General features: G+C 72.3%; 17 protein-coding genes. 9 read left to right on the forward strand and 8 right to left on the reverse strand.

Annotation, left to right across the window (positions count from 1 at the left end):
* Nucleotides 1-104: 104 nt before the first annotated feature.
* Complete coding sequence (locus ACIQMX_RS37270) at nucleotides 105-1244, reverse strand: acyl-CoA dehydrogenase family protein (RefSeq protein ID WP_402484882.1); 1140 nt, start codon at nucleotides 1242-1244, stop codon at nucleotides 105-107.
* Between the two features lie 90 nt (nucleotides 1245-1334).
* Here ACIQMX_RS37270 and ACIQMX_RS37275 point away from each other — a divergent pair, with 90 nt between their 5' ends.
* A complete protein-coding gene (locus ACIQMX_RS37275) occupies nucleotides 1335-1961 on the forward strand; it encodes a TetR/AcrR family transcriptional regulator (protein WP_363076576.1) in 627 nt (208 codons plus the stop codon).
* A 35-nt stretch (nucleotides 1962-1996) separates the two neighbouring features.
* Here ACIQMX_RS37275 and ACIQMX_RS37280 read toward each other — a convergent pair whose 3' ends face one another.
* The 5 genes from ACIQMX_RS37280 to ACIQMX_RS37300 all read right to left on the reverse strand — a co-directional run bounded on the left by ACIQMX_RS37280 (nucleotide 1997) and on the right by ACIQMX_RS37300 (nucleotide 11501).
* A complete protein-coding gene (locus ACIQMX_RS37280) occupies nucleotides 1997-3502 on the reverse strand; it encodes an aldehyde dehydrogenase family protein (protein WP_402484885.1) in 1506 nt (501 codons plus the stop codon).
* Between the two features lie 235 nt (nucleotides 3503-3737).
* On the reverse strand, nucleotides 3738-7097 hold the full coding sequence (locus ACIQMX_RS37285; RefSeq protein ID WP_363076580.1) for a S8 family serine peptidase: 3360 nt from the start codon (nucleotides 7095-7097) through the stop codon (nucleotides 3738-3740).
* Nucleotides 7094-7240: a hypothetical protein gene (locus ACIQMX_RS37290; protein ID WP_363076582.1), complete on the reverse strand. Its 147-nt coding sequence runs from the start codon at nucleotides 7238-7240 to the stop codon at nucleotides 7094-7096. The genes ACIQMX_RS37285 and ACIQMX_RS37290 overlap by 4 nt, the downstream gene beginning before the upstream one ends.
* Before the next feature lie 92 nt (nucleotides 7241-7332).
* Nucleotides 7333-10320 carry an ATP-binding protein gene (locus ACIQMX_RS37295; RefSeq protein ID WP_402484889.1) on the reverse strand — a complete coding sequence of 996 codons (2988 nt, stop codon included), beginning with the start codon at nucleotides 10318-10320 and terminating at the stop codon, nucleotides 7333-7335.
* Nucleotides 10321-10562: 242 nt separating this feature from the next.
* A complete protein-coding gene (locus ACIQMX_RS37300) occupies nucleotides 10563-11501 on the reverse strand; it encodes an LLM class F420-dependent oxidoreductase (protein ID WP_402484892.1) in 939 nt (312 codons plus the stop codon).
* A gap of 194 nt (nucleotides 11502-11695) precedes the next feature.
* Between ACIQMX_RS37300 and ACIQMX_RS37305 the strand changes: the two genes are divergently transcribed.
* On the forward strand, nucleotides 11696-13141 hold the full coding sequence (locus ACIQMX_RS37305; RefSeq protein WP_363076588.1) for a glyceraldehyde-3-phosphate dehydrogenase: 1446 nt from the start codon (nucleotides 11696-11698) through the stop codon (nucleotides 13139-13141).
* Nucleotides 13142-13212: 71 nt separating this feature from the next.
* Here ACIQMX_RS37305 and fusA read toward each other — a convergent pair whose 3' ends face one another.
* On the reverse strand, nucleotides 13213-15291 hold the full coding sequence (fusA, locus tag ACIQMX_RS37310; protein ID WP_402484895.1) for an elongation factor G: 2079 nt from the start codon (nucleotides 15289-15291) through the stop codon (nucleotides 13213-13215).
* A gap of 462 nt (nucleotides 15292-15753) precedes the next feature.
* Between fusA and ACIQMX_RS37315 the strand changes: the two genes are divergently transcribed.
* Nucleotides 15754-17466 carry a hypothetical protein gene (locus tag ACIQMX_RS37315; RefSeq protein ID WP_402484898.1) on the forward strand — a complete coding sequence of 571 codons (1713 nt, stop codon included), beginning with the start codon at nucleotides 15754-15756 and terminating at the stop codon, nucleotides 17464-17466.
* Nucleotides 17467-17859: 393 nt separating this feature from the next.
* Here ACIQMX_RS37315 and ACIQMX_RS37320 read toward each other — a convergent pair whose 3' ends face one another.
* Nucleotides 17860-18750 (reverse strand): DUF2510 domain-containing protein, encoded by an 891-nt coding sequence (locus ACIQMX_RS37320; protein ID WP_402484901.1) that lies wholly within the window; start codon nucleotides 18748-18750, stop codon nucleotides 17860-17862.
* Between the two features lie 491 nt (nucleotides 18751-19241).
* On the opposite strand from ACIQMX_RS37320, the gene ACIQMX_RS37325 reads away from it, so the two are divergent.
* Genes ACIQMX_RS37325 through ACIQMX_RS37350 form a run of 6 tightly spaced genes read left to right on the forward strand, consistent with a single transcriptional unit; the run spans nucleotide 19242 to nucleotide 24521 of the window.
* The gene (locus ACIQMX_RS37325) at nucleotides 19242-20603 is read left to right on the forward strand and encodes an ATP-binding protein (protein ID WP_402484903.1); all 1362 of its coding nucleotides are present in this window, start codon (nucleotides 19242-19244) and stop codon (nucleotides 20601-20603) included.
* Nucleotides 20600-21004 carry a roadblock/LC7 domain-containing protein gene (locus ACIQMX_RS37330; protein ID WP_363076600.1) on the forward strand — a complete coding sequence of 135 codons (405 nt, stop codon included), beginning with the start codon at nucleotides 20600-20602 and terminating at the stop codon, nucleotides 21002-21004. Before ACIQMX_RS37325 ends, ACIQMX_RS37330 begins: the two co-directional genes overlap by 4 nt.
* Nucleotides 21001-21384, forward strand: coding sequence for a DUF742 domain-containing protein (locus tag ACIQMX_RS37335; RefSeq protein ID WP_363076602.1), 384 nt, complete (start codon nucleotides 21001-21003; stop codon nucleotides 21382-21384). Before ACIQMX_RS37330 ends, ACIQMX_RS37335 begins: the two co-directional genes overlap by 4 nt.
* Nucleotides 21365-21958 (forward strand): GTP-binding protein, encoded by a 594-nt coding sequence (locus ACIQMX_RS37340; RefSeq protein ID WP_402484907.1) that lies wholly within the window; start codon nucleotides 21365-21367, stop codon nucleotides 21956-21958. Before ACIQMX_RS37335 ends, ACIQMX_RS37340 begins: the two co-directional genes overlap by 20 nt.
* Nucleotides 21955-23415, forward strand: a complete 1461-nt coding sequence (locus tag ACIQMX_RS37345) for a cytochrome P450 (RefSeq protein ID WP_402484910.1) — start codon at nucleotides 21955-21957, stop codon at nucleotides 23413-23415. Before ACIQMX_RS37340 ends, ACIQMX_RS37345 begins: the two co-directional genes overlap by 4 nt.
* Entirely contained in the window at nucleotides 23412-24521 is a 1110-nt protein-coding gene (locus tag ACIQMX_RS37350) for a cytochrome P450 (protein ID WP_363076695.1), read from the forward strand. Before ACIQMX_RS37345 ends, ACIQMX_RS37350 begins: the two co-directional genes overlap by 4 nt.
* Nucleotides 24522-24769: the final 248 nt, after the last annotated feature.

Here is a 24769-nt window from a genome sequence, read left to right on the forward strand (position 1 = left end):
GGGGCGGTGGAGCGTGGGGGGGGGGGGGAGGACGCCGACACTTGCGCCTCGGTCGCGCCCCCCCCCGGGGGGGGGGGCCCCCCCCGCCCCGCGTCCGTGCCGCCTCAGAGGCCGAAGCTCTTGCCGATGACGTCCCGCTGGATCTCACTGGTCCCGCCGTAGACCGTGGAGACCACCGCCGCCCTCAGATGGCGCTCCATGTCGAACTCCTTGGTGTAGCCGTAGCCGCCCATCATCTGCATGCCCTCCAGAGCGGCCCGCTTGGCGAGCTCCGTCGCCTTCAGTTTGGCCATCGACGCCTCGCGCGGGAACAGCTTGTCCGGCTGCGCGTCGCAGTCCAGGGCCACCTCGCGCACCAGCAGCCGGGTGCACTCGATCTCGGTGGCGAGGTCCGCGATCCGGTGGCGCAGCGCCTGGAAGGACCCGACGGGCCGGCCGAACTGCTCACGCTCGCGTACGTAGGAGACCGTGTCGTCGAAGGCGCGGCGCGCCAGGCCCAGCATGTTCGCGGCCAGGAAGAGCCGCTCGTGGTTCAGCCCGGCCATCAACTGCCGCCAGCCGTTGTCCACCCGGCCGACCACCGCGTCCGCGGGCAGCCGCACGTCGGTGAGGAAGACGTCGTTGACCTCCCGCCCGCCCATGGTGTCGATGCGCCGTATCTCCACGCCCGCTGTGTCCGCGGGCAGATGGAACATGGTGAGGCCGCCGTGCTTCTCCTCGCCGGTGCGGGCCACCAGCAGGATGTGCTTCGCGCAGTGCGCGTTGGAGATCCAGGTCTTCTGACCGTCGATCACCCACGAATCGTCCGCCTCCCGGCGGGCCTGGCAGCGCAGCGCTCCGACATCCGAACCGGCCCCCGGCTCCGACATCGCGATGGCCAGCACCTCGCCGGCCACGACGCCGGTCAGTACCTCCCGCCGCTGCCGCTCCGTGCCGAACTTCTCGTACGCCTTCGCGGCGATCACGGTGGTGACGAAACCCCCGGCCGGGACCATCCCGTAGGAGGTCTCCTCCAGGAAGAGACAGGAGTCGGCCAGCCCGCCGCCGGAACCCCCGTACTCCTCGGGCAGGCACACCCCGAGCCAGCCCAGGCCGGCGAGCCTGCCGTACAGCCCCGGGTGGTGGGCCTCTCGGCCTCCCGAGGTCAGCGCGTCGCGCTGCTCCCGGGTGCCGCACTCCCGTTTGGCGAAATCTCGGACGGCCGCGACGAAATCGGCCTGCTCTTCGGTGAGGCGACTGCCCATCAGGTCCTCCGGAGTCCGTTTCAATGTTACGGAGATATGCTATGCGTTTCATCATCTCTCCGGGAGGGGTTCGCCGGTATCGTGGGCGCCATGAGAACCGACACCAACGACCCGGGGCTCGACCGGGCCCTCGCGCGGCCGGAGACGGAGGACCGTACGGCGCTGCGGATCCTCGACGCCGCACTGGAGCAGTTCACCCTCCTGGGTCTGCGCCGCTCCTCCGTGGACGATGTCGCCAAACGGGCCGGAGTCTCCCGTGTCACCGTCTTCCGGCGCTTCCAGACCAAGGACAAGCTGGTCGAGGCCACCCTGCTGCGCGAGCTCAGCCGCTTCTTCCAGCGGCTGGACACCGCGGTGGCGGCGCTGCCGACCATGGAGGAGCGCGTCGTCGAGGGCTTCGTGGTCGCCCTGCGGCACACGCGGGCCCATCCGCTCTTCGGCGGCCTGCTGCGTCTCGAACCCGAGGTCGTGCTGCCCTATCTGACCGTGCAGGGCGGCTTCTCGCTCTCCGCCACCGTGACGTACCTGACGGGCCATCTGCGCCGTGCCCAGCAGGCCGAGGGCCGTCCCGACCAGGACCCTCAGCCCGTCGCCGAGCTCATGGTGCGGGTGGCGGTCTCCTTCCTGCTCAACCCCGCAAGCTGCATCGAGATGGACGACGAGGACCAGGCCCGGGCCTTCGCCCGCCGCTACCTGGCGCCGCTGCTGAACGCCTGAACGCCTGACCGGCGGTTCGGGCGGGGCGCGGTCGTTCAGCGGCGCCTGTGCAGCGCCCGGGCCAGCCGCACCGCGCGCTCCCGGGTGGCGGCCGGAACCCCGAAGGAGGTCAGCGCGATCGGCGGGGTGAACCGCTGCACCGTGGTCGACTGTACGGAGGTGAAGGAACGCAGCCCCTCCTCGCCGTGGATCCGTCCGAAGCCGGAGTCCTGCGAACCGCCGAACGGCAGCGCCGGGACCGCCGCGAAACCCAGCACCGAGTTCACCGACACCGCCCCCGCGCGCAGCCGCGCCGCGATGGCCGCACCGGCACGCCCCTTGCGGCAGAACACCGCGGCGCCCAGCGCGTATCGCGACGCGTTCGCCAAGGCCACCGCCTCGTCCACGTCGGCCACCGCGTTGATCGCCACCACCGGCCCGAAGGTCTCCTCCGTCATCGCCGCCGCGTCCTCCGGAACCCCGGTCAGCACGACCGGCGCGACATACGGGGCGCGCACCGACTCGGGCCCGCCCAGCAGGGCTCGCGCGCCTCCTGCGACCGCGCCGGCCACATGCCGCTCGACGATGCCGACCTGGCCCGGCAGCGTCATGGGGCCGTACGCGGCGCCCGCCTCGGGCCCCGTGCGCAGCGCTCCGGCCCGTTCGACCACCCGCTCGCACAGCTGCGCATGGATCTCGCGCACCGCGTAGACCCGCTCGACCCCCGCACAGGTCTGCCCCGCGTTGCTCAGCGCGCCCCATACGATCGCGTCCGCGGCCGCGTCCAGGTCCGCGTCCGCGGTGACGATCACCGCGTCCTTGCCGCCGCATTCGGCGAGGAACGGCGTCAGCGTCTCGGCGCAGACGCCCATCACCTTGCGGGCCGTCCCCGGCGATCCGGTGAACGCCAGCTTGTCGACCCCGGACCGGGCCAGGGTGTCGCCCGTGGACGCCGCGCCGGTGACGGTGGTGAGCAGCCCCGCGTACGCGGGCACGGCCGCGTCGAAGAGCCCGGCCAGCAGGACCCCGGTGCCCGGGGTCAGTTCGGACGGCTTGAAGACCACGGCGTTGCCCGCGGCCAGGGCGTACCCGATGGAGCCCATCGGGGTGTACAGGGGGTAGTTCCAGGGGCCGATCACGCCGATCACGCCCAGCGGCCGGTGCACCAGCGAGGCCCGCTGGTGGACGGTGAACAGTCCGGTGCCCGCCTTCCTCCGGCGCAGTACGCGCCCGGCGTTGCGGGCGGCCCAGCTCAGGTGTTCCAGGGTCAGGACGACCTCCAGCGCGGCGTCACCGGCCGGCTTGCCCGTCTCCTCGGCGATGGTGCGGGCCACCGTGTCCAGTTCCGTGGCGATGGCCTTCTTCCAGCGCAGCAGGTGGTCACGGCGCCGGGACGCGGGCAGCGCCGCCCACCCGGACTGGGCGGCGCGGGCCCGGGCGATGGCCCGGGAGACCTCTTCCGGTCCGTGCACCGGGTGTTCGGCGACCGGGTCTCCGGTGGCCGGGGAACGCGTGGTGAACGTCGCGGTGGTTGGTGCGGCGGCCGGGGTGGTGTCGGTCATCGGGTCTCCTGAGGGGAACGCGAGGGGCGGCGGGCCTCTGCGGCCCTGTCAGGTACGGGACGTGGTGGTGCCGACTGTTCCGGATCTCATGGGGAACATCCCTGTGAGTCGAAGATACTGAAACTATTGAACTGTTTCATCGGGCGTCAATACTCCGGACGTCACGCAGACGCGGAACGGCCACGCGCGAGCCCGGAAAACCGGACTCGCGCGTGGTACGTCCTGCGAGGAGCGGTCAGCCGGCGGCCGGGGTCTCCGGCCCCGTGAAGTCGACCTTCGCTTCGGTGGAGCAGTGCCGGGTGCCGGTGTCGCACAGCCGGTAGGTGAAGGCCGGGCGGCCCCGGACGACGATCCGGTCGGTGTACCGGCCGGTGTTGGGCACGGTCGCGACCACCTTGCCGTCACGGACCACGTCGACCTTGTCCGTGGTCGCGCCGTTCCAGGTCAGCGCGGCGGAACGGAGGCCCAGCCAGCGGCTGCCCGTGGCCTTCATCTCGTACCGCGCACCGGTCCGGACCTTGACCACCTGTCCCGGGCCGGTCATCGTGCCGAAGTAGGAGTAGTCGCCGCGAGGGTCGATGACCCCCGAGATGAGGGCGTCCTCGCCCGCGTTCAGGGTGGTGTAGCCATCACCCTCGAACTTCTCCAGGTCAACGGTGACGACGCGCCCCGGAAGGGACAGGGTGCCGAAGGACGCGTACCTGCCCGCCGGGTCCATCACGGCGGAGAAGAAGGCCCCGCCGCCCGAAGGCCTGATCGTTCCGGCGTGCTCGAAGGAGGCGAGGTCCACCCGGGCCACCTGCCCGCTGCCGCTTCCCTCACCGGTGCCGAAGTAGGCGTACGCGCCGCCCGGATCGATCACTGCCGTCCGCAGGTAGGCCTGCCCCTCCGGCAGCGCGATCGAGCCGGTCTCCTTCATGGTGGCGAGGTCGATCCTCACCACGCGTCCCTGCGGATAGGTCAGCGTGCCGAAGTAGGCGAACGTTCCCTCGGGGTCGATCACCCCGCTGCTGACGTAGTCCTCGCCCGCGCCGAAGGTGACCGCGTCGACGCGTGTGAAGGTCTCCAGGTCGACCTTCACCACCCGGCCCGGGTTGGTGCCGGTACCGAAGTAGGCGTACCTGCCCGCCGGGTCGATCACCGCCGAGCGCAGGTTGCCCTCGCTCTCGCCGAGCACGAGGATCTTGTCCATGGTGAACGTCGCGAGATCGATCCGTACCACCCGGCCCGGAGTGGCCGCGATGGCGAAGTAGGCGTACTTGCCCGCCGGGTCCATCACTGCCGCCTGGAGCAGTTTCTGACCGACGCCCACCGAAACCGTGCCGACTCGCTTGAAGGTCTTCAGATCGACCTTGGCGATGTGGCCGGGCAGCGGATCCATCGCGTTGGACGTTCCGAAGTAGCCGTACCGCCCTTCGGGGTCGGCGACCGCGACGTCCATGTTGCGCTCCGTACCGTTCATCCGCAGCGTGTCGGTCCGCGCGGGGATCACGGCGCCGGTACCGCTCACGGCCACCTTGCGGCGCTCGTACGTCGCGGTGTCGCGGAGGGAGATCGTGCCCTGCTGGTCCCCGGTGGCGGTGGGCCGGAAGGAGATCTCGACGGTGCAGTGCTCCTTGCGGGCCAGTGTGAACGGGGCGAAGCCGCAGGTGCCGGCCTCGTGGACGAACGCGCCGTCGTGGTCGGTGACCGACCACACGGTGACGGAACGGCTGCCGTTGCTGGTCAGCGTGACGGTCACCGGCCCGCCGGTCGTGCCGATCGGCACCGTGCCGAACGACGCCCGGTCCACCGCCAGGTCGAGGACCCTGCCCTTGCGGGCGGCGAGAGCCAGGCCGGCCGTCGCCGTGTTTCCCTCGGTGACCTCGACGGCCGTCGTCTTCGTCTCGTACGCGGGCGCCGAGGCCGACAGGGTGTAGCCGCCCACCGACGCCGGCATGGTGTAGCGCCCGTCGGCGCCGGTCGTGCGCGCCAGGCCCACCGGGTGGCCCTCGCCGTCCCGGAGGCCGACGGTGACGTCCGCGAGGGGTTCACCGTTCTCCGCGTCCGTCACCACGCCCGTGACGGTCCCGGTCGCGCCCCGCGGGGCCTTCGTCACGGCGGCGTAGGCGTCCAGGCGGCCCTGCCCGTACACGTTGTTGTTGCCCGCCGTGCCGCCGCAGGAGACGTCGTCGACATCGACCGCCGTCTCGTCGAGCAGCCGGCGGGTCTCGTCGATGTTGCGCGCGATCGACGGAGCGGCGGACCACAGGAGCGCGATGGCGCCGGCCACGTGCGGGGCGGCCATCGAGGTGCCGCTCCCCACGGCGTACTTGCCGCCGGGGTACGTGGAGCGGACCGCGACACCGGGCGCCGACACGTTCGGCTTGATCAGGTCGTCGCCGAACGACGACGGGCCGCGGCTGGAGAACGAGGCGACGTTCCCGTCCGGGTCGAAGGCGCCCACACCGTAACTCTCCGGCAGATTGCCCGGGTTGCCGTCCGTGGCACAGGACGGGCCTTCGTTGCCGTTGGAGAAGACCGGGAAGATGCCGGCCGCCACCCACGCCTTGACCGTGTCCTTGAACCAGGGGTCGGCCTCGGCGTCCGCGCTGCCCCACGAGTTGTTGACGACATGCGGGCGCAGTTCGGGGCGGGGGTTCTTGCCGTTCACATCGGTCGGGGCCAGCATGAACTGCCCGGCAGCGAGCAGCGATCGCTGTGAACAGCTGCTGACCTCGCACCCCTTGGCGGAGATCCACTGGGCCTTCGGGGCGACGCCGACGTGGTTGCCGGGGCCGCCGTCGCCGACCATCGTGCCGATCGTGTGGGTGCCGTGCCCGATGTTGTCGCAGGGTATGCGGTCGATGATGCCGCAGACCCGGGCCGGGTCGAACCAGTTGTAGTTGTGGGTGAAGGTTCCGTCTCCGTTGTTGCCGCGGTACTGCTTCACCAGCGCCGGGTGGTCGAACTGGGCGCCCGAGTCGATGCTGCCGACCACGATCCCCTGCCCGGCGGCGCCGTACTCGCTCCACACCTTCGGAGCGCCGATCCGGTCCACGCCCCACTCCACGTCCTCCACGGCGGGCTCGGCGGAGGCGGTGGTGAGTTTCGGCAGTGCGTAAGTGCGGTCGGCGGTGACCCGCTCGACCCCCGGCAGCTTCTCGATCTCGGCGAGAAGGGCCGAGTCGCCGGTCACCTGGACGGTGTTGGCGAGCCAGTACGGCGTGTAGCTGTACGCCTTCGTGCGCGCCGACCGGTTCGCCTCGGCCTTGTGGAGTACGTCGATCAGGCCGGACTGACTGGTGGCCGCGGTCTTCACCAGGCGGCTGCGTACCTCCCGCCCCTGACGGGCCCGGTCCTTGATCTTCGCGGCGCCGGCCAGGTCGGCCTTGTCCTTGAAGTAGACCCAGAACGTCGATGTGCCCTTGTCGGTCAGGTCCTGCGTGACCTTGCGCTCGACGGAAGGGCCGGGGTCCTGGGCGGGAGCGGCCGGAGCGGCCGTGGCGATGGCCGGGAGGCCGGCAGCCGCGAGCCCGGCGGCCAGGAGGAGTGCCCAGGCGCGCGGCACAGCGGTGCGCCGGGCACTCGTTCTCGTGCGTGACGTGGACTTCACAGCGGTTCGAACCCTTCCTCGTACGACTCGTGGTCGCGGTCCTGGCCCTCGTGCTGATCAGCTGAGGGCGACAACGGGATCTCCACCGAAGGCGGTTGGGCCTCGGGGCCGGTGTCGGGGTCGACGGGGTGCGGACTGTTCATGAACGCTCAGCCTCATGGCGCCACGCGCGGCGTGCGAGTGTGCAGATGACCCAATCAATGGGTGCGAGGGGCGGCTGCCGCGCGTACGTCGCTCAGTGGGTCGTTCCGTCGGAAGCGCTGTCGCTCCCCGTGGCGAGGAGCCCGGCCTCCATCGCGGTCGTGGCCGCGGCCGTCCGCGTCGTGACGCGCAGCTTCCTCATGGCCGACTCCAGATGGCGGCCCACGGTCCGGGGCGACAGGAACAGCTCCTCGGCGGCCTCACGGTTCGTCAGGCCCCGTGCCACCAGGGCCAGTACCTCGCGCTCCCGCGGTGAGAGCGCGTCGCCGTAACCGCGCCGGCCGCGCCGCCAGGTGCGGACGACGTCCTCGCCCTGTCCGCGCAGGACACGGGCGATCCGGTCGCCGTCACGGGCCGCGCCCAGCGCCGTCAGCCTCGTCCGGACCTCGCGCAGAACGCCGATCCCGTCACCGCGCCGCCCCTCCGCGAGAAGGCACCGGCCGACGCCTTCGAGGGCGAGCAGTTCGTCGTACGGGCGTGGGATGCCGGCCCAGACCGAGGCCGCCGCACGGTAGAGCTCCGCCGCCCCGGCAAGGTCCTCGCCGTGCTCGGCCAGCACCGCCCCGCAGAGGTGGACCGCCCCGGCGGCCACGGGCGCGAGAGACGGCTCGACGGCCCGGGTGAACACGGCGACGAGCGCCTCGGCGTCCGCGCGGCGGCCCGAGCGCGCCAACGCCTCGGCGTGCACCGGCGCGAGGTCGGCGAACCACAGCCACACCCCTTTGGCGGCAACGGCCTCCGCGGCCGGCCCGGTGACGTCGAGCGCCCGCTGCGCGTCGCCGTCCTGGAGCGCCCGCCGGCCGAGGAACGCCCACGGCAGCAGGGCGACCGGTTCGGCGATGCCGAGGACGTTCAGCTGCCGGGCCACCGTCCGCAGTTCCGTCTCCTCGTCCGGACCCGGTTCGCTCGCCCCGCGGACGAGGCCGGCGAGGAGCCGGGCCACCAGCGCGTCGTGCACCTCGGTCGTCTCCGCGTCCGCCAGCCGGCGCATCGCCGGGGCGAGCCCGTCCCAGGCGCCGGTGTGCCAGTCGAGCGTGGCCTCGATGAGCCGCGACCCCTCGGCGACCCGGTGATGCTCGGCGTCGGGGATCAGCGCGGCTGCCGCGCGCAGCAGGTCCCGGGTCTCCTCGTACCGGCCCCAGGGCAGCGCGGCGGCCGCCACGTTGAGCAGGCCCGTGGCGAGCACGCTCATGTCGCGCGGCCCCGTACGTCCCGGGCGGTGCAGCGCACGCGTCGAGGCCCACGCCGACGGGTCTCCCAGCAGCAGGAGCGTCGCGGCCCGGGCCGTGCCGACCGCGATGCGCAGGTGCGTCGAGTCGGCACGGGCCGCGTGCTCCTCGGCGCGACGCAGCCACCCGAGGTGACGGACCGCCGGCCAGTCGGGCACGACCGGCATGGCGAGGCTGCACATGGTGATCCCGGCGAGGTCCGGACGATGGCCGAGATCGGGGACGGTGGCCTCGAACTCGGCGAACGCGGCCCTTCGCCGCCCCGCGCGCCACAGCACCCGACCCAGCAGCAGGCGCAGTTCGCCCCCGTCGGCCCGGCCCACCCGCGGGTCGGCGATGACCCGGTGGATCGCCTCGACCGCCGTGTCGACGATGTCCCCGAGCGCGGCACCGCCGTAGAACACCGCCTCGCCGAGCTTCGTGGCGAGCCGTCTGCGTCGCTCGGCGGCTCCGTGCACGGCATCGGTGCCGGGATCGGAATCGGAATCGGGATCGGGATCGGAGCCAACGTCGGTGTCGAGGAGCTGGAGCAGCAGCGTCACCGCGTTGCGGTCGTCGCCGGACTCCAGGGCGAGGTCCGCGCCCGCTTCCGCGTACCGGCACCAGGCTCCCAGGTCACCGGCCTCACGGCTGTGGTGCGCGAGGCGTTCGAGCGCGTCCGGGGCCCGCCGAGCCCAGACGTCCGTCGCGCGGGCGTGCAGCAGGCGGCGCCGGGAGACGGGCATCGACTCGCCGACCGCCTGGGCGTCGAGACCGTGCCGGAAGACGAACCGCCCGGCCCCGCTCTCCTGAAGCAGACCGGCCGAGAGCGCCACCGCGAGCCCCTCGCCGGCCTCGGCACGCGATATACCGGAGACCTCGGCGAGCAGCGCCGTGTCGGCCGGTACGCCGAGCACGGCGGCGGCCTCCAGCAGACGGCGGCCCACGTCAGGGATCCTGGTGAGCCGTTCGAGCACCGAGTCGCGCACGGTGGCCGGCACTTCGAGGTCGCCGAGGACCCGGCGGATCCAGCGGCCCCCGCGGCGGACCACGTCGCGCCGGTCCGCCAGCAGCCGGACGCATTCCTCGACCGCGAGCGGGACCCCGTCCGTACGCTCCCGCAGGAACGTGGCGAAGTCCGCCGAGACCTGCTCACCGTCGAACATCGATCCGACGAGCTGACCGGTCTCCCGTACGGAGAGCGGGCCGAGAGCGATCCGCACCAGGCGCATGCCCACCGGGGAGCGCGAGGTGAGCCGCAGCAGGGGTGGCGCCTCGGCGACCTCGGCCGGCCGGTAGGTGACGACGAGCGACCGGTTGTTCCCGCCGGACGCCACCAGGGTGAGGAGCAGCTCCAGGGTGGTGGTGTCCGCCCAGTGGGCGTCCTCGAGGACCAGTACGTCCACGGCGAGCCGGTCGAGCAGTTCGCCGAGTGCGCGGAACAGCCGGTGCCGCGTCGCCCCCGCCGCCTCCAGCGGATCGAGCGGTGGCGGGAGCAGCTGCGCCCACTCGGGGAACAGCGGCCTCAGGGCGCCGGCCATCGGACTGAGCCCGTCCGGAACCCGGTCCGGGCTGAGCCTGCGGATGCCGTCGACGACCGGCCCCAGCGGGAACGGTTCGGACAGCGCCGGCGCGGTGCACCAGAGCACGGTCCGGCCGGCGGCCGCCCCAAGGACCTGGCGCACCAGACGGCTCTTCCCGATGCCCGGTTCGCCCTCCACGACGACGAGCGCCGAGCCGTCACCGACCGCACCGCCGAGGGCGGCCACCTCCGCCTCGCGGCCGACGAATCGCGGACCGACACCGACCGTCACGCGGCTTCCCCCTCACTGCCTCGCCCCGAGCCCGACGACCTCAGCGGTGATCATGACAGAGGTTCCGGACGGCGGAACAGTGCGTCGGACGGCCGCGTCCCGGGCGTACGGAGCGGGACGGGCGAATCGGACACCGGCCGCTGGGCGGCTGCCGGGCAAGAGCGCCTCGGTGTCCTGCGCTGTCTCGCGCACGGTTGAGGCCGGTCGGTGTCCTGCGCTGTCTCGCGCACGGTTGAGGCCGGTCAGTGTCCTGCGCCGTCTCCCGCCAGCTCCCCGAGGAGTTCCCATGTGCGGCGCCGGTCCGCCTCCCCGGCCAGATCAGTCCCCGCGAAGACCACCTCGGTCGCCCCGGCGTCCCGGTAGCGCCGGACCTCGGCGGCCACCGTCTTCTCGTCGCCGATCACAGCCACGTCACCGGCCCGTTTGGCGCCCGAGAGCGCAACGGCCCGGGCGTACGAAGGGAACTGTTCATAGAACGCCAGCTGCTCGGTGGCGGTCCTGCGCGCGGCGTCGGGGGAGCCGGTGACGACGCCGTGCACCAGGGCCACGATCCGGGGCGCGGGGCGCCCCGCGGCCTCGGCGGCGGCGGTGACCGCCGGAACGATGTGCTCGGCCAGGGCCCGGGGCCCCGCGAGGTACGGCAGGATGCCGTCGGCGAGCGCGCCGCTGACCCGGAGCGCCTGCGGGCCCATCGCGGCCACGAGCAGGGGGACGCCGCCCTCCGCCCCGGGCACGCGCGCCGGAAGCGGGGTGTGGGCGGTGATCAGCTCGCCGTGGAAGTCGGCGCTGCCGGTCTCGGTGAGCTGTCGCAGCGCGGTGAGGAACTCGCGCAGCCGGGCGATGGGGCGCTCGTAGGGGATGCCGAAGGCCGACTCGGTCAGCGGCTTCGTACCGAGTGCGAGCCCGAGGTGGTAGCGGCCGTGCGTGGCGGCCTGCGCGGTCTGGGCCTGGCTGGACACGAGCAGCGGGTGGCGTCCGAAGACGGGAATCGCGGAGGTGCCGACCTGCAGATCCGGCACCTCGCGGCCGACGATCGCCGCGAGCTGCGGGGAATCGGCACCGAAGGTCTGGCCGAACCAGGCGGAGCGCAGCCCCGCGGCGGCGGCCTCCCGGGCGAGGCGCACGGTGGCGTCGATCTGGTTGTCGGGTCCGGTCGCGCTGAGCGCTACTCCCACAGTCATGTCAGGGAGAACCAGGGGTAGTTGGCCGCGCATTCCGGTTCCTGTGCGACGACTTCGTGTCTGCTGTGTGAACGCGTTCGAGTACGCGCCGGTTGCCGGGTGGCGCTGCTCCTCGGTGCCGGGCGGCACCGTTTGGAAGATCAAAAGAGCGACGGGTTACCATATGAGCGCCGCCTAGCTCGAAAGATAATCCTGTGACTGTCAATGACGACTCGTTCACCAATTGGATGCACCGCGAGGAGATCGCGGAGTCGATGATCCCGATCATCGGGAAGCTGCACCGCGAGAGGGACGTCACCGTCCTTCTGCACAGCCGCTCCCTGGTGAACAAGTCGGTGGTGAGCATTCTCAAGACCCACCGCTTCGCCCGGCAGATCGACGGCGAGGAGCTCTCGGTCACCGAGACCCTGCCGTTCCTCCAGGCGCTCACCACCCTCGATCTCGGCCCTTCCCAGATCGACATCGGCATGCTCGCCGCCACGTACAAGACCGATGACCGCGGCCTTTCCGAGGCGGAGTTCACCGCCGGTGCCGTCGCGGGTGCCATCGGTGCCAACAAGATCGAGCGCCGCGAGTCCCGCGACGTCGTGCTGTACGGCTTCGGCCGCATCGGCCGCCTGCTGGCCCGGCTGCTCATCGAGAAGGCCGGTTCCGGCAACGGTCTGCGGCTGCGTGCCATCGTCGTCCGCAAGGGAGCGGGCCAGGACATCGTGAAGCGCGCCTCGCTGCTGCGCCGTGACTCCATCCACGGTCAGTTCCAGGGCACGATCACCGTCGACGAGGCGAACAACAAGATCATCGCCAATGGCAACGAGATCCAGGTGATCTACTCCGACGACCCGACGTCGGTGGACTACACGGCGTACGGCATCAACGACGCCATCCTGATCGACAACACCGGCAAGTGGCGCGACCGCGAGGGTCTCTCGAACCACCTGCGCCCGGGCATCGACAAGGTCGTCCTGACCGCGCCGGGCAAGGGTGACGTCCTCAACGTCGTGCACGGCGTGAACCACGACATGATCAAGCCCGATGAGCAGATCATCTCGTGTGCCTCCTGCACGACCAACGCGATCGTCCCGCCGCTCAAGGCGATGGCGGACGAGTACGGCGTCCTGCGCGGACACGTGGAGACCATCCACTCGTTCACCAACGACCAGAACCTGTTGGACAATTACCACAACTCCGACCGCCGGGGCCGCTCCGCGCCGCTCAACATGGTGATCACCGAGACCGGCGCCGCTTCCGCCGTCGCCAAGGCGCTCCCCGACCTCGAAGCGACGATCACGGGCAGCTCCATCCGCGTGCCGGTGCCGGACGTCTCCATCGCCATCCTCAGCCTGAAGCTCGGCCGTGAGACCACCCGCGAGGAGGTCCTCGACCACCTCCGCGACGTGTCGCTGACCTCGCCGCTCAAGCGGCAGATCGACTTCACGACCGCCCCCGACGCGGTGTCGAGCGACTTCATCGGCTCACGCCACGCCTCCATCGTCGACGCCGGCCCCACCCAGGTCGACGGCGACAACGCGATCCTCTACCTCTGGTACGACAACGAGTTCGGCTACTCCTGCCAGGTCATCCGGGTCGTGCAGTACGTCTCCGGGGTGGAGTACCCGACGTACCCCGAACCGGTCCACTGATCCCGGTGCTTCCCTGACGCCACGAGGGCCGGTCCCACCCGCAACGGCGGGTGGGACCGGCCCCGTGCGCGTCAGCCGGACACCGCGGCCGGCGCCGGGGCGTAGCCGGTGGCCCGGGTGGTGAACGTGCCCCGGCCCTGCGTACGGCTGCGCAGCCGCGTCGCGTAGCCGAACAGCTCGGCCAGCGGCACCGTCGCCGTGATCACCACCGCACCGGCCCGGGCCGTGGAGCCGGACACCCGGCCGCGCCGCGCCGCCAGATCGCCGAGCACCCCGCCGACGGCCTCGTCGGGCACCGTCGCCGTGAGCTCGACCACCGGCTCCAGCAGCACCATCGCACTGGAGCGCAGCGCCTCGCGCAGCGCGAACCGTCCGGCGGTACGGAACGCCATCTCCGAGGAATCCTTCGGGTGGGTGGCGCCGTCCGTCAGCGTCACCCGTACCCCGGTCACCGGATGCCCGCCGACGGGCCCCTCCAGCAGGGCGTCCCGGCAGCCGGCCTCGACCGCCCGCACGTACTCCTGCGGAACCCGTCCACCGACGACCGCCGAACGGAACGCGAACTCCACCGCGCCCGGGTCACCGCCGGCCTCCTCCCACGGCTCGACGTCGATGACCACATGGGCGAACTGCCCGGCCCCGCCGTCCTGTTTGACGTGCCGGTACACCAGGCCGGACACGCCGCGGGCGACGGTCTCCCGGTAGGCGACCTGCGGCCGGCCGACCCGGAGCTCCAGCCCGTGGGCTCGGCGGATCTTCTCCGCAGCCACTTCCAGATGCAGTTCGCCCATGCCCGAGAGCACCGTCTGGCCCGTCTCGGAGTCCGTCCGGACCGCGAGCGACGGATCTTCCTCGACCAGCCGTACGAGCGCCGCCATCAGCCGTTCCGTGTCCGTGCTCCGACGCGCCTCCACGGCCACCGACACGACCGGATCGGCCACCGTCGGTGGTTCCAGGACCAGCGGCGCGTCCGGTGCGCACAGGGTGGCACCGGCCCGTGCGGCCTTGGGGCCGATGACCGCGACGATGTCCCCGGCCACCGCCGTGTCGACGTCGACATGGCGGTCCGCCCGGACCCGCAGGATCCGGCCGATGCGCTCTGTGCGCCGCGCACCGACGTCCAGCACCGCCTCCCCCTTCCGGATCGTTCCCGAGTACACCCGCAGATAGGTCAGCCGGCCCGTCGCGGTCGCGTTGACCTTGAACGCGAGCGCGGCGAACGGAGCCGCCGGATCGGCGGCCCGCTCCTGCACCGCCTCGCCGAGCGTGCCCCGTACGGGCGGCACGTCCAGCGGAGAGGGCAGATACGCCACGACGGCGTCCAGCAGCGGTTCGACACCGCGGTTGCGGTAGGCCGAACCGCACAGCACCACGACACCCTCGCCGGTACGGGTCAGCTCACGCAGCGCACCGGTCAGCGTCCGCCGGGAGAGCTCCGACCGTGCGCAGAACTCCTCCAGCGCGCCCGGGTGGAGCTCCGCCACCGTCTCGTCGAGGAGCCGCCGACGGCGCTGTGCCTCGTCCCGGAGACCATCGGGCACCTCCCCTTCCTCGTACGAACCGCTGCCGTCCGCCCAGACGAGCGCCCGCATGCGGAGCAGATCCACCACGCCGGTGAACCCGTCCTCGTGCCCGATCGGCAACTGGACCACGAGCGGAGTCACGTGCAGCCGCTCCCGGATCGAGGTGACCGCCGTGTCGAGGTCGGCGCCGGCCCGGTCGAGCTTGTTGACGAACGCGATGCGCGGCACGCCGTGCCGGTCGGCCTGGCGCCACACGGACTCGCTCTGCGGCTCCACCCCCGCGACCGCGTCGAACACGGCGATCGCACCATCCAGCACCCGCAGCGAACGCTCGACCTCGTCGGCGAAGTCGACGTGCCCCGGGGTGTCGATCAGGTTGATCCGGTGGCCCGCCCAGGTGCAGCTCGCGGCGGCGGCGAAGATGGTGATGCCGCGGTCGCGTTCCTGGGAGTCGAAGTCGGTGATGGTCGTGCCGTCGTGAACCTCACCGCGTTTGTGGGTGGTTCCCGTCGCGTAGAGGATCCGCTCGGTGACGGTGGTCTTGCCGGCGTCTACGTGGGCGAGGATGCCCAGATTGCGAACGTCGTCGAGCGCGCTGGTGTGTTGACGGTGCAGTTCGGTACGCACGGTCCGTGGCCTTTCGGGTGATCCGGAAGAAGACGGCGCGATGCCCGGACGAAGCGGCCCGCACAGGGTGCCGCTGAACCCCTCCCGTCCACGGCGCGATGCGCGGAGACGGTCAGTCAGGAAGCAGGCAGAGTGCGGGTGTTCGTCACGGTGTCCGGGGCCGGCCGCGCAGCCGGCGCCGGACGGAGACAGACACCAGGATCACCTCGTACCGCGACAGGGGAACGACGGCAGCGGTGCGGTAGCGCACGGCAGGTCTCCCCTCGATGGTCACGGCGCGCCGCGGCGGAGCGCCGGGGCGATGGTGTGGTGAGTCTAGGGAACGGGGCGCGGGTGGGGGTACCGGTTTTCGGGCTGTGGCGACGCCGTGACCGAGGGAGGACGGGTCCGTGGCGTCTCGCGTGCAACCATCCGGCATCGCCTGCCGTCACCCCTGACACGCCGAGTGCGAGGGGGAGTGTCATGAGAGCTGTCCGGGTGCTTCTGCCGGTACTCCGGCCGATGGCAGGGCGGGACGGGCACCGGCGAGGCGGGATGCTGCTCGCGGCCGCGCTGCTCCGGTGCTCCTCGCCCCACTGGGCGCCCCGCCGGCCGCAGCCGCTGGAGCGACGGCTGGCCTGGGGCGCGGAGGCCGTTGCCCTGTCCCGGGCCGCCGTGTTCCGTATGCGGTCCGGCGCTCCCGGCCTGCTCGCCCGCTCACTGGCTCTGCACGCCCAACTGCTGCTCCAGGCAGGCAGATACGAGGAAGCGCTTGCCGCGGCCGAGGATTCTCTGACGGCCCCGGACGCCCACGTTCCCTCGCAGCGGACCGCGTTCGGCCACCTCATGAAGGCCCACGCGCTGGCCCGGCTGGACCGGGCCGACGAGGCGCTCGTGGCCGCCCGCCACAGCGTGGCCGACTACCGGTCGGCGGTGCCCCGGCGGGCCGGCCGGCCCCTGGGCAGCGCGGCCGCCGCTCTGCGCGCGCAGGCATGGGTCCTGGGCCGGACCGGGCGTACGGCAGAATCCGTCACGGTCTACTTCGAGTGTGCCGGACTGCTGCGGGGACTGTCCGTGTGGCGGCAGGCGCGGCTGGTCGTGCTCCAGGCCCGGGTGCTGGCCGAACTGATCGGCGGGCTGCGCGAACTCGGCCGTTTCGGGGAGGCGGCAGCCGTGGGCGACGACTTCAGGGAGCGCGTCCCTCCCTTCGTCCCGTGGCTCAACCCGGAAGCCCGGCTGCTGCGTGCCGCGTCGCTCATCGACCTGGCCTGGTGCCTCGGCGCGGGCGGCGACCTTCCGGGTGCCCGCGCCGCGGCCGAGGAGTCCGTGGCCTGTTGCCGGGCATTGCGCGTCAGTGACCCGGCAGTGGGCGATTCGGTGCTCGTGCTTGCCCTGGACGCTCTGGCCCACCACCTCGACCGACTGGACGCCCACGCCGAGGAGAGGGTGGTGCGCGAGGAACTTGTCGCAGCCTATGAGCAGTTGGCCGTGACGGATCCGGGCGAGCACGGGCCCGGACTCGCCGCCGCCCTCGACTCGCTCGCACGGTGCCACACCCGCGACGGCGAGGGCGCCGAGTCCGTTGCCGTCACCGAACGGGGTGTCGAGCTCTACCGCCGAGCCGTCGCGCGTGATCCCCGTCTGTACGAGGGCGAGCTGGCCCGGACGCTGTGCAACCTCAGTGTCCGGCGGCGCGTGGCGGACGATGCGACCGGCGCGACGGCCGCAGCGCACGAGGGGCTGGCGATCACCCGTCGCCTTGCCGAGTCCGGCGGGGACGAGGTCCGCCCGCTGGTCGCCGACCGGCTGCGGATCCTCGGCCGGGCCCGCTACCGGGCGGCGGACGGCGAAGGGGCCGCGGCCTGTTTCGAGGAGGCCGAGACGGTCCTGCGGGAACTCATGGAGTCGGGAGACCCGGGAACGCACGAGGCCGGGCTTGCCGCCGCTCAGTCCGCGCTCGCCAAGGCGCTGGGTGCGGCGGCGGACGGCCACCTGGACGCCGGCCGTACCGACGATGCGGTGGCTGCCCTGCGCCGGCTCAGGGAACTCACCGGGCGCACCGCGCTGACCGATGTGCACGCGGGATGCGTCAGCGCCTTCGCGCGGTCGCGCGACCGGGATGCCGAAGGGACGGGCGAGGCCTGGCGGCGGACGACCGGGGAGCCGTGGCCGTCCTTCGTCTACCGGCTGGGCTGAGCGAGACCGCGGACCGCGCCCGCCGCCCGTGCGCACCGCGCCGGGCCCGGGGAGTCAGCGTCCTGCACCGGCGCAGCGCGCTCCGGCCGCAGCCGCGCCACTCGGCGGGGGAGGCACCCGGGCCGTGCCCGGTGCGGGTGATCAGCGCGTTCACGGGGCCCATCGGGTCCATCGCCATGGTGCGGGCCAGCAGGACGCCGATCACCAGCGGGGCGAAGGTGACGGCCAGTGCGGTGCCGGTGCTGGTCACCTGCTGGATGCGGGGGCGCGGTGCGTCGGGAGCCATGACCCCATTCCAGCAACGGCCGGGCGGTGCGGGATCGGGTGACGTACTCAGGGCGCACGGCCCGGGTACTCACCCGGGCCGTGCGGAAGCGGCCGGCGAAGCGTGCTCTACGCGTTGGTGCCCGGGCCGGAACCCGTGCCCGAGGCGGCCTTGATGCCCTTGGTGATGGTGTCCAGCACGGAGAGACCGGGTGCCTTGGGGTTGATGTCGAAGCCGGAGCGCACGACGATCAGCAGGTCCGGGGAGTGGGGGGAGGGGAACGCCAGGGATTCGACGTAGCCGTCGTCGCCGTCCTTGGTGACTACCTTCCAGCGCACCCGGTAGCCCTGCTGGCCGGCCACCGTGACCGCCTCGGACTTCAGCTGCTCGTGCGAGGTGATGCCGCCGTAGATCTTCTCGCCGTAGGATTCCTCGGCGTTGGCCGCGATGTCCTTCTCGGCCGTGGCCTTCGCGGTCTTGGTGGTCAGCTTCAGAGCGGCGGCCGGTACGGAGAACACGCCGCCGCGCACGCACTTCTCCCCGGTGTCGCCGGGGCATGCGTACGAACCGGTGGTCACGCCGGCCCCCATGCCCGACTCGCCCGTCCAGCCGTCGGGGACCGGGATGCTGATGCCGCTGGCCATGTCCGTCGCGTAGCCGTCCTCGGCCTGCGGCTGCTGCTGACCGGGCGTCTCGCCGCCGCCGTTGCCGCCGCTGCCGCCCGGCGCGCCGGGCTGACGGCTGGGGGCCGGGGACGGGGAGGCGGACGGGGCCGCCGCGGAGTTGGAGGTGTCGCCGGAATCGTCCGACAACAGGTACACGCCTCCGCCGATGGCGGCGAGGACCACCACGGCCGCCGTGACACCGGCGCCGATGCGTATCCTCCGGCTGCGGAGGGAGGCCGGCGGCACCCGGAGCTGATCGGTCCACTGGGTGCCGTCCCACCAGCGTTCCTGGATGGGGCCAAATCCTGTGTACCCGGGGTCTGGATGCCAGCCGGGCGGGCTCGTCTGCGTCACGTCGGCCACCGTAGTCGGACTGCGTGAGAATCCTATGAACCGGACGGGGTCATGCCGTCCGACATGTGGGGCATGGGCGGGCTTGGGACGCTTCCCGTGATCGATATCTTCAGCATTTTGCTCGTTCATATTGCTATCAATGCCTGATCATGAGCATGCTTGTGAGTAGTCACCACGCGTGTGCGCATCTTGCTCAGCGTGGCCGGTGACCCCGAAGCGCCGATCCGCCCGCCCCGCGTGCTGCCCAGGAAGATGTCGCGATGTCCCGCCCCGAGGTGTTCCGACCGTCCCTGCCGGGGACTCGGTGAACCACCCGACGGGAATCCTCTCCCGGCCGCGAGGCGCCGCTCTTCGCTCCAGCGAACTCCCGCACCCGTACGCCGTTTCGGCGTTCCGCCGGGTGGGTGGCCGGTGCTGCCGCCGATGTGCGGCCGAACGCGTCCTCGTGGACGCCCTGTTACCCCGTCCCTCTGCTCCCGTTCGAGGAACCGATGACCCCATATCTGCCGGACGTGGCCGCCTGGCTGCTGTTCGCGGCCCTCTTAGCGGTCGGGGCCCTGGCGCTCCGTTACCGCGCCGCCGCCGCCCGTCGCGCCGCACGAGTCGCCTCCCTCGAACAAGCCCTGCGCGCACAGGACGAGGAGGCCCGGCACCTGCTTGAGCGCCGGCTCCCGGCCCTCCAGGACGTGCTCTCCCAGGGCAGGCCCGGCGACATCCCCGGACCGCTGCACCCGGAACTGACCGGGACACCTTTCGTACAGGCCCAGGACGGCGTGCTCGACCTCTTCAGGCAGGTCGCGGAGGAAGCCGAACAGGCCTCCCAGGGACTGCTGCTGGCCGTGGCCCGCAAGCTCCAGGGGCTGGCGAACAACCAGCAGATGAAGATCACCGAGATGAACCAGCGCCATGACGCGCCGGAGTTCCTCCAGGATCTGATGGACATCGACCACACCAACGCCCAGATCCTGCGCCGGGCCGTCGGCATGGCCGTCATCTGCAAGGCGTGGCCGGGACGCCAGCACAACGACACCCCGCTGTACGACGTCGTACGCGGCGCCGTCGGCCGGATCCTCGACTACAGACGGGTACAGATCGTCCGCATCGAGGACTCCCGGGCCGTTTCGGGCCGGGCGGTGGAAGCCCTCGTGGTGACCCTCGCCGAACTCCTGGAGAACGCCACGCGTTCGTCCAGCCCGAGCACCCCCGTCCAGGTGCACGTCCAGCTCACGCACGGCGGTGTCGCCGTCGTCATCGAGGACGCGGGAGTGGGCCTGAACGCCGCCGAACGCGAGAAGGCGTCCAGACTGCTGCACGACGAGGCGCTCGGCGTCGCCGGCCTCGGCAGCCCGCCGAGGTTCGGACTCGCCGCCTGCGGCGCGCTCGCCCGGCGCTACGGCTTCAAGGTCTCGGTGGACTCCGCCTCCGCCTTCGGCGGCATGCGGGCCGTCGTCAACATCCCCAGCGCGCTGCTCACCGACGCGACCAGAGCCCCGAGGACGCCCGTCGTGACCACTGCTCCGGCCGGGATCGCATCGGTGAGCACACCCGAGGCGCCGACGGCTGCCGCCGAGCCCTCCGGGATCACCATCGACCCGGCCACGCCCGCGGTCGCCGCCCCGGCCGCAGCCGAGGACGGCCCGGCCAGGCCGACCACCGTCGGCGGACTGCCCAAGCGGGTACGGCAGAAGGCCGCCGCGCAGCCCGACGCGCCGACGACGCCGGCCGGCCCCACGGCGCCCGTCGCCGCACGCCGCACCCCGCGCGAGGCCGCCGCCCCGCTCGACGCATTCCTGCGCGGCAGCCAGGCCGCCGCCCACCACCGACCGACCACCGAGGGGACCCCCGAGGCATGACCCAGAACCGCGACGCCTGGATGCTCAACCAGGTGATCGACCAGCCCGAGGTCTACGACGCGATCCTGGTCGCGGCGGACGGTCTGGTGATGGCCTTCTCGCCAGGGCTCGACCGCGACCAGGCCGACCGCATCGCGGCAGCCCTGTCCGGGGTGCAGGCCACCAGCAGCGCCACCGCGATGTTCTGCCGGGCCCCCGCCGATTCCTGGCGCCAGAGCCTGGTGGAGTTCGAAGGCGGCTTCGTGATCACCATCCACGCCGGCGACTCGACCTACCTGTCCGTCGCCACTTCGGGCGCCGCCGACGTCGGCCAGGTCGCGTACCGCATGCACGAGGTGGTCGACCAGCTCGGCCGGGAGATGGGCAGCGCACCCCGCCAGGACGCCGGCAGTCCGAGGTGACCCCGCGGCGCAGGCGCGACCTGGTGCGCTCGTTCGTCCTCACCGGCGGACGGGCGCGGCCCACCCGCAACACCCACGTCCTGGACGTGATCACGATGGTGACCAGCGTGCCGGACCGGTCCGTGGCCGGACTGCTGCCCGAGCAGCTGGCCGTGGTCGAACTGTGCCGCGGCGGCTATCTGTCGGTCATCGAGGTCGCGGGCCACCTCGGCCAGCCCCTCACCATCACCCGCGTCCTGCTCGGCGACCTGCTCGACACCGGACACATCGTCACCCGGGTCCCCGCGCCCACCGTGCCCGCCGCGGACTCCGCGGCGGGGGAACGGGCCGCCACCGCACACATCTTGGAGAAGTTGCTGCATGGCCTCCAGGCTCTTTGACGGGATCTACGTCCGCGACACGGTGCAGCTGACCGCCAAACTCATGGTGGTCGGACCGTTCGGCGTGGGCAAGACCACCTTGATCGGCGCCGTCAGCGAGATCGAGCCGCTGCGCACCGAGGAGGTCATGACCCAGGCCGGCGCGGCGGTCGACGACATCAGCGGCGTACCCGGCAAGACCACCACCACGGTCGCCATGGACTTCGGCCGCGTCACGCTCGCCGACGACCTGGCCCTGTACCTCTTCGGCACCCCGGGCCAGCAGCGGTTCGCCCCGATCTGGCGGGATCTGGCCCGCGGGGCGTACGGCGCCCTCGTCATCGGTGACTCCCGCAGCCTCGACCAGTCCTTCGAGGCGCTCGCCATGGTCGAGAGCTACGGGCTGCCGTACATCGTCGCCCTCAACCGCTTCCCCGACACCCCGCGGTACCCGGAGGCCGAGCTGCGCGAAGCCCTGGACCTCGACCCCGGTACACCGCTGATCATGTGCGACGCCCGGGACCGCGAGTCCGCGAAGAACGCGCTGATCGAGCTCGTCAGGTATCTGTTCGCCCGCCACCAGGAGATGTCGTGACCTCGCTGCCCACCGATACCGGTACCGGCTCCGCCCCGCCGCCGGGCTGCCCCGCCCATCGGCCCACCGGGGAGGCGACGGCGTCGGGTCTTCCCGCCCTGTACGGGGCGGAGTTCGCCGCCGACCCGCACGCCACCTACGACCGGCTGCGGGCCGACGGGGTCGCCCACCGGGTCGAGCTCGCCCCCGGCGTCGAGGCCGTCCTGGTGACCGGCTACGACGCGGCCCTGGAGGTGCTGCGCAGCCCGTACTTCAGCAAGGACGCCCGGCGCTGGACCGCGCTGACCGAGGGCAGGGTCCCGGCCGACAACCAGGTCGTCCCCATGATGGGCTGGCGGCCCAGCCTCTGGTTCGCCGACGGCGAGCGTCACCTGCGGCTCCGTGCCTCGGTCGACGACGCGCTCGGCCGCGTCAACCCGCACCAGTTGCGTACGTACGTCCAGCGCAGCGCCGCCCAGCTCATCGACCGGTTCGCCGGCGACGGCGAGGCCGATCTGGTCGCCCAGTACGCCGACCCGATCCCGGCCCTCGTCTTCGCCCAGCTCTTCGGCTGCCCGGACGGACTCACCGCGCGGATGGCCTCGGCCTGCAGCCGGATGATGGACGCGGAACCGGCCGTCGCCCATGCCGGTGGCGGAGAACTCGCCGCTTGTCTCGGTGAATTGATCGGGATGAAGCGGCAGCAGCCGGGCGCCGACCTGACCACCTGGCTGCTGAACCACTCATCCGCGCTGTCCGACGAGGAGATGATCCACCAGCTCGTCGTGCTGATCGGCGCCGGTACGGTGCCGCAGACCGCCTGGATCTCCACCGGCACGATGATGCTGCTCGCCGACGAGCGCTTCGCCAGCGACCTGACCGGCGGCAGCCTCACCGTGGCCGACGCGCTGAACGAAGTGCTGTGGCTGCACTCGCCGTTGTCGAACTTCTCGTTCGTCTACGCGGTCCACGACCACACGCTCCGCGACCAGCGCACCGGCGCCGAGACCCACATCCCGGCGGGCGTCCCCGTTCTGATCAGCCACGCGGCGGCGAACACCGACCCGACGCTGGACGTGGACTCCGGGCAGCGCGCGGCGAACACCTCGCACCTGGCCTTCGGGGCGGGCCCGCACGCCTGCCCGGCCCGGGACACCGCCGGCGTCATCGCCGAGGTCGCCATCGAGATGCTGCTCGACCGCCTCCCCGACATGGCGCTCGCCGTCGACGCGGCCGAACTCGCCTGGCGCCCGGGCCCGTTCCACCGCGCGCTCACCGCCCTCCCGGTGACGTTCGCCCCCGCCCGTACGTCGTCCACCGAACCGTCCGACGCCTCCGTAGGAGAATCATGGAAACCAGCCGATGCCCCGTCCTCGACTCGTCCGGCGCCGATCTCCACGCCGAGGCCGCCCGGCTCCGCGCCGAAGGCTCCGCGACGCTGGTGGAGCTTCCTGGTGAGGTCACGGCCTGGTCGGTGACCCGGCACGACGTCATCCGGGAACTCGCAGCCGACCGCCGTGTCTCCCGCGACCCCCGGCAGCACTGGCCCGCCCTCGCCTCCGTGCCGCAGGACTGGTCGCTGAACGTCTGGGTCCGGGTGGTGAGCGCCTTCACCTCCTACGGCGCCGACCACCGCCGGCTGCGCAACCTGATCTCCACGGCGTTCACCCCGCGCCGCACCGAGGCGCTGCGCCCGCTGGTCCAGGCGCTCGTCGACCGGCTGATCGCCGAGCTGAAGGAGACCGCGCCCGGCGAGAGCGTCGACCTGCGCGCCCGGTTCGCCTACGTCATCCCCACCGAGGTCATCTGCGACCTGTTCGGGGTTCCCGCGGACATGCGGTCCTGGATGAGGCGGGTCATCGACGCGGCGCTGAACACGGGGGCGAGCCCGGAGCAGGCTGCGGCCGACTACGGGGACCTGTTCGGATGCATGGCCGCCCTGATCGCGGCGAAACGCGCCGAGCCCGGTGAGGACATGACCAGCGACCTCATCGCGGCCCGTGACGGCGAGGCCAAGCTGGACGAGGAACAGCTCGTGTCCACGCTGATCCTCATGATCGGGGCCGGGTCGGAGACCGCGGTGAACCTCATCTCCCACGCCGCCATCGCCCTGGTCGCCCACCCGGAGCAGCTGGCGCTGGTGCGGGCGGGCGAGATCGGCTGGGACGCCGTGATCGAGGAGACCCTCCGCCGCGACGCGCCCATCATGCACATGCCCCTGCGCTACGCGGTCGAGGACATCGACCTCGGTGACGTCGTGATCAAGAAGGGCGACGCGATCCTCCTCGCCTTCGGCGCCGCGGGCCGCGACCCCGCCGTCCACGGCGACAGCGCCTGCGAGTTCGACGCGACCCGGGAGTCCACGGACCACCTGGCCTTCGGACACGGCGTCCACTTCTGCCTGGGCGCGCCGCTGGGCCGGATGGAGGCCGACATCGCGCTCCGGGCGCTGTTCGGCGCCTTCCCGGACCTCGCCCTCGCCGTGCCCGAGAGCGAACTCGTGCCGCAGGCCTCCTTCATAGCCAACGGCTACCAGCAGCTGCCGGTGATCCTGCGGCCGGCCGCGGTCGCCTCCGCCGTCTGACCCGCCCGGGCCCGGCGCGGGCGGTGCCCCAGGGGCGTGCCTCCGCGGGCGGTGCCCGGGGAGGGGCGTGCCTTGTCCACCGTGCCGGAGGGGGCGACCGGCGCCGGCCGCGCCCCCTCCCGTACGGTTCGCGCCGGCGGGAGCGGGGCGCGGCGCTTCTCCGGGCCCGACCGGGCCCCGTGAAGAGGCGATGGGCGATCGGCTCCCCGTCGTCCGTGCACGGCCCACGGTCTTCGCCTAGGGTCCAC

This window comes from Streptomyces sp. NPDC091416 (assembly GCF_044756845.1).
Taxonomy (GTDB): domain Bacteria; phylum Actinomycetota; class Actinomycetes; order Streptomycetales; family Streptomycetaceae; genus Streptomyces.